The sequence below is a fragment of the Clostridium formicaceticum genome, assembly GCF_001854185.1.
GTDB classification, from domain to species: domain Bacteria; phylum Bacillota; class Clostridia; order Peptostreptococcales; family Natronincolaceae; genus Andreesenella; species Andreesenella formicacetica.
Genome location: NZ_CP017603.1, coordinates 2,793,941 through 2,810,501, shown reverse-complemented (window position 1 = coordinate 2,810,501; position 16,561 = coordinate 2,793,941). Strand labels below are relative to the sequence as shown.

The window sequence follows — 16,561 nt, the reverse complement described above, 5'->3', positions numbered from 1 at the left end:
CCCCTACTTTATTTTTTTATTGAAGCATACGGTAAACCATTACTGCCGCCTCTGCGCGGTTTACTGGTTTCTCTCCATTAAAGTATCCTACTACAATATTCTCCAATAAGCCTTTTTCTTGGGCTATTTCTACGCTTCCTATAACCCAAGCTGGTATTTTTTCTTTGTCCCGATAAGTAATGTTTTTTCCTTCCCTTACTTTAGCTTCTTCTTTTAGTCCCATCGCCTGTATCACCATCACGGTCATCTCCTGCCGATTGACCTCCTTATTGGGACCAAAGCTACCATCAGGATAACCTTTGATTAGGCCATATTTGGCTGCCGCCTCCACATAAGCTGCATGCCAGTCATTTCTAAAAACATCTACAAAGCTGCCTTTGAATTCCTCTGAAACATCAAGGTCTAAAGCTTTTACAAGAATAACAGCAAATTCTGCTCTTGTAAGCTGTTTTTCAGGGGCAAATTTGTTTTCACCAATGCCCTTGATAATCCCTTGTTCTGCTAAGGCTTCAATCCCATCCTTTGCCCATATGTAAAACTGTCCCACATCAGTAAACTGTATCTTTTTTTCCTCCGCTGTTACAATAACTTCGGATACATGCTTTAGGCATTTTGGTGAGTTCCTCTCTCCCTTGACAGTTTGTCCCACCATCAAGCGAAGCGGTCCTCCATCATTCCCTATTTTATCCAAAAACCCAGCTGAATTTTTATCCACAACCAGTGGATGTCCCTCTTTCTCATAGGCAAGAATGATAGGGAGTTTGCTATCATCTATATCGTTTACATAGTCCTTTTTCTTCACTTCTTCCATGGTAAAATCCATGCTAACACCGTCTGAGGAAATGATTTTTACAGTGCTGGCTTCTTCTTTTAAACCCACAGTATTCTTCAGCAAATCATAAAGATCCACACCTTCATATTCGCCGCTATGAGGTTCTACCAGAGTCTGCATCGTATACATCTTTTTTACCTTGCCATCTGTGATGCTTTTCAATGCCTCCATTGTAAAGCTTGTTTCTTGAAGCACGCCATCACCTGAAATCCTTATAATAGAACCCTCAGCAAAAGCCAAAGACCCTGTTGCTAAAAAGTGTATACATAGCATACTGACTAATAGAATCGCTGCTTTCCACTTCCCCTTTAAAACTCTATTCAACTTTATTCAACCTCCCTTCATTTTTCTATTCGTTACCACCATCAGCTTTATAAATAAAATCACCCCCCTTATACGGCTAGAGAACATTACAGACAAACCCTTCTCTCACCTAAATTTAGTGAACAGAATTACCTATAATAGCACATAAAAAAACCTTCTCAAGGAAGGTATATGATGTGTCACTATAAGCTTAGTTGCATCCATCATGTATTACTCCTTTCCGCAATGGGGGGCATTATCGTTTCCAATAATACCTAACGGTCTATCCTCCATAAATAGATTCTTAGGAAAATAAACTCGGAGATATTTTTTTGTCCTCTTTAATAGCATTATCACACTCCTTTAAGACTTGTAACATATAAAAATCCCCTTACCCATTATGATAAGAGGATTAAAATAGCTTATAAAAAAACCTTCTCAAGGAAGGTATAGGCTACATAGCCGCACAACTTTATCGGCTATCAATCGCTCCTTTCCACAATGGGAGGCATTATCGTTTCCAATAATACCCAACGGTTGATCCTCCATAAATAAATTCTTAGGATTATCAACTCGGAGATATTTATTTATTCTAATATTACATAATTTGTTGATTATTGTCAATATTTTAACACCACAATTTTACATTGTCCTTAAAAAAACTTAAAATAAATCTATTAAAGGCGAAAAAAATTCCTTCCAAAGCATTCTATTTCAGGGCCTGGAAGGTTTTTTTATCACTATATATTTTTTTGTTTAACCTTTACCGCATTAAAGACCAATTACCTCTAGTGGTGGTAATGATTCTCATATGGGTTGCTAATAATCGGTGACCTAGCTCTTCTTTTTCTTTGTTTTTATCTGGCGCTTTCCATTTGATCGATAAAAATTTCCATATACCTTTCATTTTCCCACCTCTTTAGATTTGTGGATATACTATTTTTTAATATTTTATCATTATTCACTAAATTTTGTATATTAGTAAATAGTGTATCCACATTAAGTCTTATCCTTTAAAGAGATAATTTGGAATTCATAGCGATGAATATAAATTTGTTTAAAAAATATTTACAAAACCTATTTTTTATTGTATACTATTTATGTTATATATCAAAATATACAAGGGGGTATGGCGCAGCTGGGAGCGCGCTTGACTGGCAGTCAAGAGGCCAGGGGTTCGAATCCCCTTATCTCCACCAAAAAAAGGAAACCGCTGAAATCAATGCTTTCAGCGGTTTCCTTTTTTTTTCGGCATTTTATATTTTTTTGCATTTTCCAGACCGTCAAGTTGTCACTATAATCTTACATTTTATCCACGTAAAACAAAACCTTTTTATTATCTAGCATAGAAAAATATTTGAAGCGAAGTATCATTTTCATACCTATGATCATGTCGATCTATAAACGTTGTTCGACCTCTCATATAGTGAATATGTCCTCCAGTTACCGGTATAGTTGGACCTGTATATCCATAATACCTATGGGTATGTCCGTCATCATAAGTTGTAACTCCTTCGTATCGATGGATATGATCTGTTTCATAACTACTACAATAATCATACATTACAATCCCCCTCCTTTGGCAATTCTAGTATATTCCCCGAATATTTATATGTTACGCATTTAAAAATAAAAGCAACCTGTGAAATCACAGATTGCTTTTATTTTTAAAGTTGATGTTGTAATTGTTTTAAATCCTCTGGCAAATCTCCTCTTATCTCAACAATTTCTCTATACCTAGGTTGAAGAAATTTTAAATAACTAGCATGCAATGCTTGTCGATGGATCAAAGACGAGCTACTACCATAAAGACTATCCCCTATTAAAGGATGTCCTAGGTGAGCCATATGTACCCGAATTTGGTGAGTTCTACCGGTTAATAACTGTACTTCTATCATAGTAGCCTTCTTATATCTTTCCAGTACGCTGTACTTTGTAATAGACTTTTGCCCTCTTTCATCCACTACCCGTTTAATGGAATCAAAGGTAGGTCTATATATGGGTTCAATGACAGTATCAAAGTCCTTCTCCATTACACCTTCTATAAAAGCAATATACCTTTTTTCTACTTGATCCTGCTGCATTTGCTCCGACAATATATGATGTGCATAGGGATTTTTAGCGATAATCAACAGGCCAGAGGTATCCATGTCTAAACGATTTACAAATCTTATTCTAGAATGTATATTCTTCTTGCTTAAATAGTACTGTGCCGCATTTGCAATGGTGCCTATTGGATGACTTTTGGTGGGATGTGTGACAATCCCTGGCTGTTTATTGACAATAATAACATCTACATCTTCATAGATTACTGAAAAAGGAATCGCTTCTTTTTCAAATTGACTTGGCTCCTCTACCATAGAAATCTTAATGATATCTCCTTGTTTTACTGACTCATGATATTTTACATAATGATTATTTAAAAATATAGACTCCTTCTTTTTTAACTTTGTCAGCAAACGGCTTGATACCTGTAACCTTTTTTTCAAAACTTCTTTCATGCTCTCTCCATCATCTTTTTTTTCAACTTCATAGACAATAGTATCTTCTCTTTGTTCTCCTTCTACAATCATACGCTCACCTACTTATCTTTTTTCCTTAGCCACGAATATTATATTCGATGCATAATGAAGTATCAAGTGAATTTTCATCGACAGGGTTTTAAATTACGAATATATATTCTAAAATAGAGGTAATATAAATTTATTATCAACGATACTTTTAAAAAAATATTACTAATAGATATATTTAGTGCTTAAAAATTGAGTTTTATCATCACATATCTATATTATCATTACTAAAGTATAGTATAATACATGTATGTTAGATATTTTTTATTGAACTTAATAAATTTTTTTGATACATTAAACAAAAGTTTATTTTAAAAATTTCCATAATAATTCTAGGCTTCCTAAAATGCATGGTACATATTTATTAAAAGGAGAATGTGTTATGAGTACTAAAAAAGTTATTAATATTTTACATAGTGACACAAGTTTTTCTATGGATACTGCAAAATATTTAAAACAAAAGCTTCTTAAGCTTGGCTACAGTGTTCCAAAAAGTTTTGATTTTGAAGCGGAGTTAATTATCTGTATTGGTGGAGATGGATCTTTTCTAAGGGCTATCCATCAATACGATTTTCCCGACATTCCAATAATAGGTATTAACACTGGTCATTTGGGCTTCTTTGCGGAGGTAAATCCAGATGAAATTGATAATTTTCTAGATAAATATACTGCTGGAGACTACTTTATTGAAGAAATTAACCCTCTTGAGGCTACAATATGTACTAGAAGCAATTGCATCGAAACAAGGGGTATTAATGAGATTGTCATTAAAGGAGATAAATCCAGGACAGTTCATTTAGATATCTTCGTCAATAACCATCTTATACAGCGTTTCAGCGGAGACGGCATACTGGTAGCTACATCTACAGGTAGTACTGCCTATAATTATTCCATAGGAGGAAGTCTTGTTGATCCTAAATTAAATGTAGTGCAGGTTACACCTTTGGCCCCTATTAATACGAATGCCTATCGTTCTTTTACTTCTAGTGTTATTTTTCCCTCACAAACTGTTATTAAGGTAAATCCAGAGTATAGGTTTGAAGATTCTATCGTTATCGTTAGTGACGGCACGGAACATAGATGTGCAGGAATTTCAGAAGTAGTATTGCAACTATCTGAACTAGATATAAAACTACTACGTTTAGGAGATTATAATTTTTGGGGTAGAGTTATTAATAAATTCTTATAATATAGTAACCCCCCTTCGACTTGGCAGAGAACAGTTCAGCGCTCATCGAAGAGGGGTTTTTATAGTTTTTTTAGCTTCTTGCAAACTTATTTACAATCAGTGCAATAGCACCATCACCAGTTACATTAGCAGCAGTTCCAAAGCTATCCTGAGCGATATATAATGCCATCATTAAAGCTAACTGTCCATCTGTAAACCCTAACATCGTTTCTAACAATCCTAGTGCCGCCATAATGGCTCCTCCAGGAACGCCGGGGGCTGCTACCATTGTTACCCCTAGCATTAGAATAAATGGAAACACTTGCCCAAAGGTTAATGTCATGCCTTCTAATGCCATTACTGCGATGGCACATATCGTTAGTGTAATGGTACTTCCAGCTAAATGTATGGTGGCACATAGAGGTATTGCAAACTCTGCCACTTCATCTGATACATCATTATTTTTTGTACTTCTAACAGTAACAGGGATTGTTGCTGCTGAAGATTGTGTACCAATAGCAGTAAAATAAGCCGGCAACATATTTTTAATTCCTCTGAAGGGATTTACTTTTGTAATAGATCCAGCAATTAAATACTGTATGATAATATAAACAATATGCACAGCAATAACTAATATAAAAACTCTACCGAATACGGCCAAGGTTTCTGCTACTTCCCCTGAATAAGCCATTCTTGCGAATATACCAGCTATATGTATTGGCAATAATGGAATAATGATGTTTTCAATAACCTTTTGAATAATCTCTTGAAATTCCTGCATAAAGTGCAGCATAGTGTCTCCTTTTATTGCCGCCATACCTAGTCCCAAAAGAAAGGCTGTCACGAGGGCTGTCATTACGCCCATAATAGCAGGCATTTGGATCTCAAAGTAAGGATTAGCTACCAATCCTTCTGCTGCAGCTTCGCCTCCTGCTGCAATAATGTTGGGTAAAACAAAGGCCCCTGTTAGGAAGGCTAATATTCCAGCTATTACTGTCGATATGTAGGCTATACCTGCTGTTATCCCTAACAATCTTCCTGCTTTACCGCCTAACTCTGCTATCCCCGGCGCTACAAAACCAATGATAAGTAATGGAATAACGTAACCTAGAAAGTTGCCAAAAATTCCACTAAAGGTTACCAACAGCCTTGTTAAGAATTCAATTCTGGTAGACCCAATAAGTATACCAAGTATAATACCAATAATTAGCTTTGGCAATAAACCTAATTTTTTCATCAAAAACACTCCTTTGTGAAAGTTTTTTATTGACTTTTTAAAGTTCCTAATTATATCTAAACTACAATATATTGGAAAAAAGTCTTTTTTCGTTGTATAATAATATGTATAAAGTATAATAGCGAAATGTAATTAAGCTAAAATACTACGAGCTAATATCTAGTGTATCCTTAGGAGGAATTATTATGCATTCTCTCATTCATGCAATAGCTTTAGATCCTTCAAAATGTACAGGATGTACCAACTGTATGAAACATTGTCCTACTGAAGCAATTAGGGTAAAAAATAGGAAAGCAAAGATTATCAAAGATAAGTGCATTAACTGTGGTACTTGTATTCAAATCTGTCCTTTTCATGCCTTTAGTGGCATTACAGATAGCTTGCAGACTATTTTTCAATACCCCTATAGAATTGCTTTGATTGATCCTGTACTATATGGTCAGTTTAGTAAAAAAGTCACACCATCTCAAGTCATCGCCGGTATCAAAAATTATGGTTTTAACGATGTTTACGAAACATCTATTGGCTCAGAATTAATTTCTAATTATACAAAAGAATATATTCGTAATAGTCATTGCCTTCCCATTATTTCTTCATCATGTCCTTCAATTATAAGGTTGATTCAACTTCGTTTTCATGAGCTTATTAAACATATACTACCTATTAATTCACCTGTTGAAGTCACTGCTTCCATTGTTCTTAATAGAACCATGAAGGAGTTGAACATCCCTAGAGAAGAAATAGGAATATTTTTTATTTCCCCCTGTACTGCAAAGATCTATAGCTTTAAAGAGCCTCTAGGTATTCAATCTACCTGTGTGGACGGCGCTATTTCCGTGAAATCTTTATTTTTAATGATTAGTAAGAATTTGTCTAAATTAGAAAACACTGACGCCTTCTGCCCTTCTGGCAAGGGTATAGCTTGGGCTAAAGTAGGGGGACAAAGCAAAGCCTTAAACATAGAAAAATACCTAGCCGTTGATGGAATAGAAAATGTTATGAAGGTACTAGATGAAATTGTAAATCGTAAAATGAATGACTTAGTTTTTTTAGAGTGCCAAGCCTGTACCACTGGATGTGTCGGAGGTTGTCTTACTGTAGAAAATTCCTTTTTAGCAGGTTACCGTATTCGACAATTGTTACAAGAGTTTGATTCTTGTCCGCCCTCTTTCCATACAGAAAATATCGAGAAGTTAGATATTGAGAAGTTTTTATTTACTGAAAAAATTCATCCTCTCTACTCAAACAAATTGGATTTGGATCTCTCTAAAGCTATAGAAAAGTTAGAAAAAATCGAGGAAGTTCTAAAAACCCTTCCGCGAATTGACTGCGGTGCCTGCGGTTCTCCCTCTTGTCGTGCCTTGGCAGAGGACATCGTTTTGGGCTATGGGAAGGAAAAAGATTGTATGGTAAACTACAAGAAATGCTTGCTTGAAGCAGCAATTGAAGAAAAACGACAAGCAAAAGGTTAGCAGAATTTTAAATTTCTACTAACCTCTTCGGGGCCCTCTTCGGGGCCTAGGTAAGCACGGATTATAAATCATACTCTAAAATATACTCTAGTCCATTTTTCTTCACGAGAGGCACTAAATTATTTTGCAATATATATTCCGATAAATTAACTTCTGCTAAAGCTCTCTCATAGCCTTCTCTACATTCCTCAATGTCAACAGCCTCTTGGGTATGAAGGTTCCACGCCCTACTGTTTTCAAAAATACCATCATTCGACATGATAAATATTTTTTCATTATCTACAAAGGATCCCTGAGCTACATGCACCTGCTTTGCTACAAACCCTTCAGTAGTATTCAACAAGTCTTTTCCTAGTATTTTATTTGGTTTTATCTCTAAGCCCAAAAGGTTGGCCATGGTTGGGAAAAAGTCTATTTGTCCCCCAGCAATAGTTATTTCTTTTTCTATATTTCCTTCAGGAATATGGATAATCAAAGGAACACGGGCCATCTCATCTTCCTCATAAGGTTTCTCTAAAAAGGAAGACAAAAGCTCATTTGTTTCTTCTTTTCTCATATCTAATCCCCTATGATCTCCATAAATTACAATCATAGCGTTATCATATAAACCCGCCTCTTTTAATCTTTCAATGAAAACCCCTATCTCATGATCTAAATAATGAACTGTTTGTAGATAATCCTCTAATAATGTATCTTTATAGGCGTCCTGTATATCTAACCGTTTCTGACTTTCCTCTAAAGTAAAGGGATGATGAGAAGTTAAGGTTATAAAAAAAGAGTAAAAAGGTTGGGGCTGTTTTTTTAGATAATCAATAGATTGCCTAAAAAGAGAAGCATCACTTAAACCAATGCCGATAAGATCATCCTGCTGAAAATTTTCCAAACTAATAAAACGGTCTAGCCCTTGAGATTGATAAATATTATCTCTATTCCAAAAGCTAGCTTGATTTCCATGAAAAGCAATGGTACTATATCCCTTTTCTTTTAGCATTAGTGGTAAAGTCATAAAGTCATTTTCTTCAAAAGCCTTATAGCTGAAGGTCTTCCTAGAAGGATAAAAACTATTATGAGATATAAATTCTGCATCCGAGGTATTTCCCCACCCCACCTGCTCATAATATTGACTAAAATAAATACTATCATTCTTTATTAATTCATTTAACACAGGGGTAATTACTTGTCCCCCTATTTCTCTGTTGATAACAAAATTTTGTAAAGACTCTGCTTGTATGACGATAACATTCTTATTCTCACCCACACCAAATCCCTGGCTAGGATTATTTTCATGCCCAATAGTTTGAATCACCGCTTCTACACGATCTATATCCAAAGGACTCCTCATAAAAAAGTTTCCTGTATCATATAAATGATAGTTAATAACGCCTAGATTGTAGGGCGTATAATTTCCTTCTGTATCACCGCCAATTTTATAAATCATCGTTACTACTGAGAAAAACAAAATGAAAAACGTCATAACTAAAGAAAGTTTTTGTTTTTTGTCTAATGTTAAAAGTTTTTTATCTCCTTTTTTGCAATAAATCCATAAAAAAAAGGTATCTATAAAAAACAAAAAATACTTAGGCTTCATTAAAGAAGCAACACTATTTGAGACAGGCCCTAGTTGTCCTACTTGATAAATGCTATGAATAGGAATTAATGCAAAAAAATGACTAAAATACATCATATCGATAAAAAACAATATGGATAGCAAAAGATGAATAGATAAAAAAACTTTCATCCTTTTTTTATCCTGTGTAAGGCTGGCTAAACAATAAATTCCCAAAACCACAAAAAAATTATTCATAGTTATAGCTAAAAAGTTTCCTTCTATTTTCATAAAATAATGCAGTATAAAAATTTTAATCAATATGCTTACACTAAATAAGATAATAAGATGATATTGATTTCTTTTAGATACACATCTTATTTCCATCACTTTCTCCTCCTAGATTGAATATTTATCATTGATATGTCTCTTTGTACTTATAGTTTTAATATCCATGAGCTTTGATAGCCCTTAGTATACTAAAGTTTATAGGGGTATATCTTAGCTTCACAAAACCAAATAAGAAAACTAAAGAAATACATTTCAGAACCTACACAGATACATTTTTTTATTAAATACATGATGTATATAATATATAGATGCTTTACGACAAAAAAAGTTCCTTATTTTTGTCAATCTTTGTAATAAATCACCTTGTTATTTATTTCCTTTAGCAATACTTTGAAGTCCCGTGTTGTCATTTCCACTGTTTTCATTGGTACCCCTGGTGAAAATATCAACTTATTATATAAAAATATCTCACTATCTACAATTAAAGAAACTTCCTCTGCATAACCAAAGGGAGCGACACAACCCGGAAAACACCCAGTGTGTATCAATGTTTCCTCTGAAGAAGCCATGGTAATCTTTTGGTCTAGTAATTCTCTTATCACTCTTGGTTGCAACTTTTTTGACTCTATCATAATAAATGCAAAAAAATTCTGTGTTTTTGTTTTCAGAAATAGAGTTTTACTTTCAATTCCCTCTAATTTAAATATTTCCTTAATTTTTTTTATTTTATAATCATCAAAAACTACTTCATGTTCAATTTCTTTATAATCAATATTTAGTTTTTTTAATAAGTTCATAGTATCTCGATACATTCCGCCTCTTCCTTTTTATCTTTTAACATTATCATAACATACTTTTAATATTTTTGTAATTCTATCTAGGGCTTTGAGATTGCATCATTTATCCTTCAGTAGAATTTAGCAGAGTTTTTTATAAGTATGAAAAATTTTTTATTTATTTTTGTTTTTTAGCTTGTAAATAGTATATAATATTACTAAAAGCATATTTAGTTTCAAGTATTGACAGCGTTTAAATTCTTTTCAATGAAAAATTACGTAGGCGGCGTAAGTTTAGCTAAAGAATTTTATGGCTATAATTTTAATAAAGAGAGGGGTGGATGTAAGAATATGGCCTATGATAAGTTAACAAGCAGATACACTGTTAAAGAAGAAATTTTCAATAGTATAACTCATGGTATTGGTGCATTACTTAGTATTGCAGCATTGGTAATACTTGTTGCCTTTGGCAGTATTCGTGGAGATGTCTGGAGAATCGTTAGTTTTAGTATATATGGATTTACGCTGTTTTTTCTTTATATGTCTTCAACCCTTTATCATAGTATTTTTCACGAAAAAAGCAAAAAAGTATTAAGAATCCTTGACCATGTTTCTATCTATTTGTTAATTGCCGGGAGTTATACACCTATTGCACTTGTATCTATGAGAGGTGCTTGGGGTTGGAGCATTTTTGGTGTCATTTGGTCTTTAGCCATTATTGGGATCATTTTAAAGATTCTTTCAATAAACAAAATAAAATATTTGTCGACCTTGATCTATGTCGTCATGGGATGGTTAATCATCATAGCTGTTAAACCTATGTTAACTATGGCTCCTCCAGGATTGTTTCTATGGTTACTGACAGGAGGATTGATTTATACCTCAGGAGTAATATTTTATGCATGTAAAAAAATCCCCTTTAATCATGGAATATGGCATTTGTTTGTTTTAGGCGGAAGCATCGTACACTACTTAGGTATTCTGTTTTATTTGGCACTGTAAAACGCTTATCGATCTTATTGATAAAGACCTGTCAATAGAAAAAATAAAAATATTTTATTTTTTCTATTGACAGTATTTATAAAAAAATGGTATAATTAGTTGATTGTGTAGATGGAGTCTATAATTCGCATATTATAAAGAGTTATCACTTCACCAAGAAAGATCACTCTTTATAATATGCGAATTTTTTTCTCCTTACATATGAGAAAAATTATAATAATTTATTTGGAGGTTTTTTTTAAATGAAAACAGGAAAAGTTAAATGGTTTAACGCTGAAAAAGGATTTGGATTTATCGAAGTAGAAGGTGGAGATGACGTATTTGTTCATTTCACTGCAATCACAGGTGAAGGCTTTAAAACTTTAGAAGAAGGTCAAAGTGTTCAATTTGATGTTGTTCAAGGAAACCGTGGACCTCAAGCTGAAAACGTTGTAAAATTATAGTAAATAAACTGCCCTATAGGGCAGTTTTTTTGTCTTCATTTTATACCTCTAGCAGCTCAAAGCCAGTCTGAGGATCGACTTTTCTCTCAGCAATGTGGTTGATTAGTTCTAAAATAATTACTTCTCCAATATGCCAAATCTGTACACCTTCTCTTGTACAACCTGTTATAGTATCACTTCCTCGGCCAAATGCTGCATGTAAATGAAGCTTAGGAAGTTTTTCCTCGTTAATAAATAGTGTACCAACCCCTACTGATTCACTTATTCCCGATAAGTTTGTAACGGTTGGAACAATTTTTTCCTCCTCTCCCTCTTTAGGCCCAACTACAACTTTACTGTCCTTTTCAGCCCCACCAAGAAAAAATACAGTAGCAGATTGGATTTTGTGCTGAAAAGCAAATTCTTCAATCGTATCTGGCAGCCGATCCCCTTGTTCTAAACGCAAAATAAATACCCTGCCTATGCTTGCTTGTGAATACTTCATCTTATCATCTCCTCATCGCTAACTTCTACTAAGTAATCCTCTCTTGCTGGTGAAAATATTTCTATAGCAACTGCATCTTCTATTATTTCTGCGCTATGCTCAAGTTCACTAAGTATACACCAACTATCTCCTGGATAAACATCATATTTCGTTTCTCCTATAGATAAGATAATATGACCACTGATCAAATATCCTGTCTGCTCATAAGGATGGCTGTGTCTAGGCAATATACTTCCTTTTTTTAGCTTAAATTCAACCATTAAAGTTTTCTCACCGTACACCAGCGTCTTTTGCTCAGTATCTTTTAGCTTTGATGCATACCCTTCAGTACTTCGTTTTCTAAACATTTTCAGTCCCTCCTTCAATTTTTTTCCATTGTACAATCCAGTACAAATGCACGCTATAACTTCCCCTTGGGTAAAACACATGATTAAAAGCTATATTTGCAGCCCTTGGTGTATGAAAATTTTTAGAGCTATATCTATATACTAAAAAATAAGTCTCCTGCCTGCACTGTGCTATAAAAACCACATTAGTCGATTAACTAATGTGGTTTAAAATTATACCTTGAACTTGCTTACAAATAGCTTTAAGCCTTCTGCATTCTTTAAATTATTAGAAGCATTATTTTTAATCTCTGTAATATTCTCTAGCACGGTTGAGGTCTGCTGCATTACCCCTTCTATGCTATCAACGCTTTTATCAATCAGTTCTGCCACCTGGCCTGCTCTATTGGTTATCTCATTGGTAGAAGCACCGATCTCTTCAGAAGTAGCACTCAATTCCGTCATAATACTATTTATTTGCTGTGCATCGTTAAAATACTGTTCTCCCGCCTGTACTAGGCTATCATAATTGGTGAGTACATCTTCATCAATAAAGTTTAAAACATCTCTTGTGTTGTTTACCAAGTTGTCGACAGAAGTTACAATAAGATCAGATATGGACTGAATATTGCTCACGGTGTAAGAAGTATTCTCAGATAACTTTCTTATTTCCTCCGCCACTACCGCAAACCCTCTACCTGCCTCACCAGCCCTTGCACTTTCAATGGCAGCATTTAAAGCTAATAAATTTGTGTGTTCCGCTATTTCATTGATTTGATGTAAAAGTTTAACGATATCCTCTACTTTTTTTACCTCTTGTATGGCCTCTTCCACATTTGATTTAGCCTCAGTATACATTTTTTGTGTTCTTTCCTTAGAGGCGATAGAGTATTCCTTCAGGGTCTTTGCTCTATTACTTACCTCACTAGATGAGGCAGCGCCTTCTTCTGTTCTTTGGGCAATAGAACTTATAGCTTGATCAATTTCTTCCATAGTAGCAGTAATTTCATTTGTTGAATCAGAAATATATTCCATATGCTGCGTTACATCAGAAGTATTAGCAGCAGTTACTTCAATATTTCCCTCTACCTTCGCTGTTAAAGCGTTTAACCCATCTACACTGCTAGATAAATCCTCTACGCTGATCATAGCACCATTGATAAAATCTCTAACCTGTAGTGCAAACTCATTAAGGGTATTTGCTAAAACACCGACTTCATCCTTCACCTTCACTTCTATTTCTTGAATATGTATTTTTCCATCTTCATCCTTCTCAAAGGACTTAACAATTTTTAGAATAGGGTTAGCTATCGTCCTACTAATAAATATAGCTATCATAGCAAAAAGTACTAAGGATATTACCATAAATCCCCCTAAAGCCCCTATATTTTTATGGAGATTTTTACTTAATTCCGTGCTTTTTTCATCCACCATATTATGTAAGTGATCCACATAATTTCCTGTACTTATCACCCATCCCCAAGGATTAAAAAGCTGAGAATAAGCCCTTTTAGGCGATAGTTTACCAGTTTCAACATCTTGAGGTTTTTCCCACATAAAGTTTGTAAACCCATTGTTTTGATTATCTTTGGCGGCAGTAATCACTTCTTTTATTAAAGCTACGCCATTGGGGTCCTGAATATTTATTCTATTTGTACCCTCCTCCTGAGGAATCATTGGGTGAGCTATCAAATTACCTTCTGAATCATCAATCCAAAAGTATCCTTCTTCCCCATAGCGAAGAGCCTTTACTGCTTTTTTCGCATTTTCTTGAGCTTCTTCTTCAGAAATTTCACCTTTTTCATACATTTCATGATATAGGCCAACTATACTTGTAGCTGTTTCCACCTGTTGCACAATATTTTTATCATAATCGCTAAAAAGCAATTCCTGAATTGCAGTTATTTCCTTTTCATTTAGCCTAATAAGATTCATCACATTGTAGAAGCCTAAAGCTGATGTGAGAACAAAGCAAGGAATTAAAAAAGCTAATAATATCTTTATTCTTATGCTCTTCATTGGTATCCCCCTATACTTGTATTTTTTGCCATATCAGTCATTATACCACTGCGTTATTAATTTGTGTAGAATTTTATGTTATTTTTTATAACTATATTATAGTTAAATTTTAAATTTACTAAAAAAAATGAATGCATAAAAAAATTTGCATATCTACTTAACACAGCTTCATTATGCTAGGCTGTCATTACTGACTGTGTGTTAGGTATTTGCAAATTTTAGTATCTACTATTACTTGCTTTTCTTCTTTTGAAAAAAGACTAGACTGTTGTTCTCCTCAACCAAATAAAAATAAAATTATAATTGCAATAAAACTTAAGAAAAAATTTTTTTCAATTGTTTATGCCTTCCCCCATCGTAGTTTCTACAAACATTTTAAAATTTTCTGTCGTCATCCTATGTGTTATATAAAGATTACACCAGTCTTTGATTTAGCTGGTGCAATCTTTGTCATAACCTTCTGCCTTCAAGGAATTTCCTCCTAAAACTTTTTTGTTATAGAGCTAAGCGTGATACAATGTTTCCTCCTTCTATATGTGAATCCATAATTTCTTCCACATCCTCCGGTGTTACACTGCCATACCAAACCCCTTCAGGATAAACCACTACAATAGGTCCTTTACTACAAATACCAAAACACCCGGTATTTGTTACCATCACCTCTCCGTCTAATTCACGCTCTTGAATTTCCTCCATAAAGTTATTAACAATTTCTACAGCGCCTTTTTGAAGACAAAATCCCTTTTGTTCTCCATTGATTCGAGAACTAGAACAGACAAAAATATGAAACTTAGGTTTATGCATTTCCTTTACACCCCTTTTCTATTTATGAAGCAGCCTTCAATTCATTCACTGCCTTAAGAATACCCTTTTCAATTTCTTCATACGTCTCTATAATATACATGTTTTTGTCTTCCAAATTTTTTTTTGGTGCGTTGCCGATGCGAAGGCATAGTACAAGATTGCAATCGCCAATGACCTTCATGATTTTTTCTATTTTATTTTCTGTATCCTCACAATCCTCTATACCCCTACAATATTGATCCACAGGGCGCTTTTCTATGAACTTGATTTCATCATTACTGTATTTATAAATCAAAAATTCCTTCACATGGCCAAAATGTTGATCAATCAATCTCCCGGTTTTAGAAGCAACTGCAACGGTATATTCCTGTTGTGTTACTGGTTGATCCATTTTATAACCACATCCTCCCTTTCTGAAATCCAAAGAAACATCTTCTCCTAACATGCCAATAGCATCCGCCCTACACTGTCTGCAGTGATACATTTGTTTTAAATCAATAGAACATTTTTTTCTTAAAGCATTTAATTCTCCGTTGCTTACCAGTTTCATATCTTCGAATTTGCTTCCTGCAGCAGGAATCAATGGCATGATATTGCTCATATAAACCCCTAGCTCCCTAACTTTTTTCACCACTTTTTCAATATGGTTTTCATTAATCCCCTTGATCATTACCATATTCACCTTGCAGACAATCCCCTTCTCCTGCATCAGTTTTAAGCCAATTAACTGCTTTTCAATGAGTAACTTACCCGCTTCTTCCCCCGTATAAATTTTATCTTCATAGCAAATCTTACTATAGATTTTAGCGGCAATTTTAGGGTCAATAGCGTTAATGGTAACAGTAATATGCGTAATGCCTAGCTGATAAATTTCTTCTGCATACTCTGGCAGCATTAGACCATTGGTAGATAAACAAAAAGTTACATTTGGATCATATTCTTTAATGAGTTCAATCGATCTTTTTGTCTCTTGAAAATTAGCCAAGGCATCTCCAGGTCCTGCAATTCCTACCACCATCAAATTTTCTATTTTTTCTTTTACCATTTTATATTTTTCCAGCGCCTCCTCCGGCTTTAAAATTTCACTGGTAACGCCTGGACGACTTTCATTTAAGCAATCATATTTACGATTACAGTAGTTACACTGAATGTTGCATTTTGGTGCAACTGGAATATGCATTCTAGCATATTTATGGGCGGTATCACAGTAGCAGGGGTGCTTCTCTGTTTTTTCCCTGACTTCAGTGGTCCATTTTTCCTCCATCATGATCCCTCCCTTACAAAATTT

The 16,561-nt window shown here is 34.3% G+C and carries 16 protein-coding genes, 1 tRNA gene and 2 riboswitches; of the genes, 5 read left to right on the top strand and 12 right to left on the bottom strand.

The annotated features are described in order from the left end of the window. Positions 1-16: 16 nt before the first annotated feature. Positions 17-1,156: an S-layer homology domain-containing protein gene (locus BJL90_RS12565; protein WP_070968500.1), complete on the bottom strand. Its 1,140-nt coding sequence runs from the start codon at positions 1,154-1,156 to the stop codon at positions 17-19. 196 nt (positions 1,157-1,352) lie between these two features. Continuing rightward, a riboswitch (molybdenum cofactor riboswitch) is annotated at positions 1,353-1,471 on the bottom strand. A gap of 137 nt (positions 1,472-1,608) precedes the next feature. Beyond that, positions 1,609-1,726, bottom strand: a riboswitch (molybdenum cofactor riboswitch). Between the two features lie 172 nt (positions 1,727-1,898). After that, complete coding sequence (locus BJL90_RS21955) at positions 1,899-2,042, bottom strand: hypothetical protein (RefSeq protein WP_156778777.1); 144 nt, start codon at positions 2,040-2,042, stop codon at positions 1,899-1,901. 216 nt (positions 2,043-2,258) lie between these two features. On the opposite strand from BJL90_RS21955, the gene BJL90_RS12560 reads away from it, so the two are divergent. Further along, a tRNA-Ala gene (locus BJL90_RS12560) sits at positions 2,259-2,334 on the top strand. Positions 2,335-2,471: 137 nt separating this feature from the next. On the opposite strand, the gene BJL90_RS21500 is transcribed toward BJL90_RS12560, so the two are convergent. Then, positions 2,472-2,699, bottom strand: a complete 228-nt coding sequence (locus tag BJL90_RS21500; RefSeq protein ID WP_081561977.1) for a YmaF family protein — start codon at positions 2,697-2,699, stop codon at positions 2,472-2,474. 103 nt (positions 2,700-2,802) lie between these two features. Then, a complete protein-coding gene (locus BJL90_RS12555) occupies positions 2,803-3,708 on the bottom strand; it encodes an RluA family pseudouridine synthase (protein ID WP_070968497.1) in 906 nt (301 codons plus the stop codon). A gap of 379 nt (positions 3,709-4,087) precedes the next feature. Here BJL90_RS12555 and BJL90_RS12550 point away from each other — a divergent pair, with 379 nt between their 5' ends. Further along, positions 4,088-4,894, top strand: coding sequence for an NAD(+)/NADH kinase (locus BJL90_RS12550; protein ID WP_070968493.1), 807 nt, complete (start codon positions 4,088-4,090; stop codon positions 4,892-4,894). Between the two features lie 70 nt (positions 4,895-4,964). On the opposite strand, the gene BJL90_RS12545 is transcribed toward BJL90_RS12550, so the two are convergent. Next, complete coding sequence (locus BJL90_RS12545; protein WP_070968490.1) at positions 4,965-6,110, bottom strand: dicarboxylate/amino acid:cation symporter; 1,146 nt, start codon at positions 6,108-6,110, stop codon at positions 4,965-4,967. A 185-nt stretch (positions 6,111-6,295) separates the two neighbouring features. Between BJL90_RS12545 and BJL90_RS12540 the strand changes: the two genes are divergently transcribed. Then, the gene (locus BJL90_RS12540; protein ID WP_070968488.1) at positions 6,296-7,582 is read left to right on the top strand and encodes a [Fe-Fe] hydrogenase large subunit C-terminal domain-containing protein; all 1,287 of its coding nucleotides are present in this window, start codon (positions 6,296-6,298) and stop codon (positions 7,580-7,582) included. A gap of 61 nt (positions 7,583-7,643) precedes the next feature. Here BJL90_RS12540 and BJL90_RS12535 read toward each other — a convergent pair whose 3' ends face one another. After that, the gene (locus BJL90_RS12535) at positions 7,644-9,515 is read right to left on the bottom strand and encodes an LTA synthase family protein (RefSeq protein WP_070968485.1); all 1,872 of its coding nucleotides are present in this window, start codon (positions 9,513-9,515) and stop codon (positions 7,644-7,646) included. Between the two features lie 245 nt (positions 9,516-9,760). Beyond that, positions 9,761-10,216: a YbaK/EbsC family protein gene (locus tag BJL90_RS12530; protein ID WP_169824216.1), complete on the bottom strand. Its 456-nt coding sequence runs from the start codon at positions 10,214-10,216 to the stop codon at positions 9,761-9,763. A gap of 246 nt (positions 10,217-10,462) precedes the next feature. Between BJL90_RS12530 and trhA the strand changes: the two genes are divergently transcribed. Continuing rightward, complete coding sequence (gene trhA / locus BJL90_RS12525) at positions 10,463-11,197, top strand: PAQR family membrane homeostasis protein TrhA (RefSeq protein ID WP_472234728.1); 735 nt, start codon at positions 10,463-10,465, stop codon at positions 11,195-11,197. A 242-nt stretch (positions 11,198-11,439) separates the two neighbouring features. Continuing rightward, the gene (gene cspD, locus BJL90_RS12520) at positions 11,440-11,640 is read left to right on the top strand and encodes a cold-shock protein CspD (protein WP_070968477.1); all 201 of its coding nucleotides are present in this window, start codon (positions 11,440-11,442) and stop codon (positions 11,638-11,640) included. A gap of 40 nt (positions 11,641-11,680) precedes the next feature. Here cspD and BJL90_RS12515 read toward each other — a convergent pair whose 3' ends face one another. From BJL90_RS12515 to nifB, 5 genes are all read right to left on the bottom strand, one after another. Continuing rightward, entirely contained in the window at positions 11,681-12,124 is a 444-nt protein-coding gene (locus BJL90_RS12515) for a PPC domain-containing DNA-binding protein (RefSeq protein WP_070968474.1), read from the bottom strand. Further along, the gene (locus BJL90_RS12510; protein WP_070968471.1) at positions 12,121-12,471 is read right to left on the bottom strand and encodes a cupin domain-containing protein; all 351 of its coding nucleotides are present in this window, start codon (positions 12,469-12,471) and stop codon (positions 12,121-12,123) included. The genes BJL90_RS12515 and BJL90_RS12510 overlap by 4 nt, the downstream gene beginning before the upstream one ends. Positions 12,472-12,684: 213 nt before the next feature. Then, entirely contained in the window at positions 12,685-14,469 is a 1,785-nt protein-coding gene (locus BJL90_RS12505; protein WP_070968468.1) for a methyl-accepting chemotaxis protein, read from the bottom strand. Positions 14,470-14,964: 495 nt separating this feature from the next. Then, positions 14,965-15,273 (bottom strand): 2Fe-2S ferredoxin, encoded by a 309-nt coding sequence (locus BJL90_RS12500; RefSeq protein ID WP_070968465.1) that lies wholly within the window; start codon positions 15,271-15,273, stop codon positions 14,965-14,967. Positions 15,274-15,295: 22 nt separating this feature from the next. Continuing rightward, positions 15,296-16,537 (bottom strand): nitrogenase cofactor biosynthesis protein NifB, encoded by a 1,242-nt coding sequence (gene nifB, locus BJL90_RS22410; RefSeq protein WP_236904910.1) that lies wholly within the window; start codon positions 16,535-16,537, stop codon positions 15,296-15,298. Between the last annotated feature and the right edge of the window lie 24 nt (positions 16,538-16,561).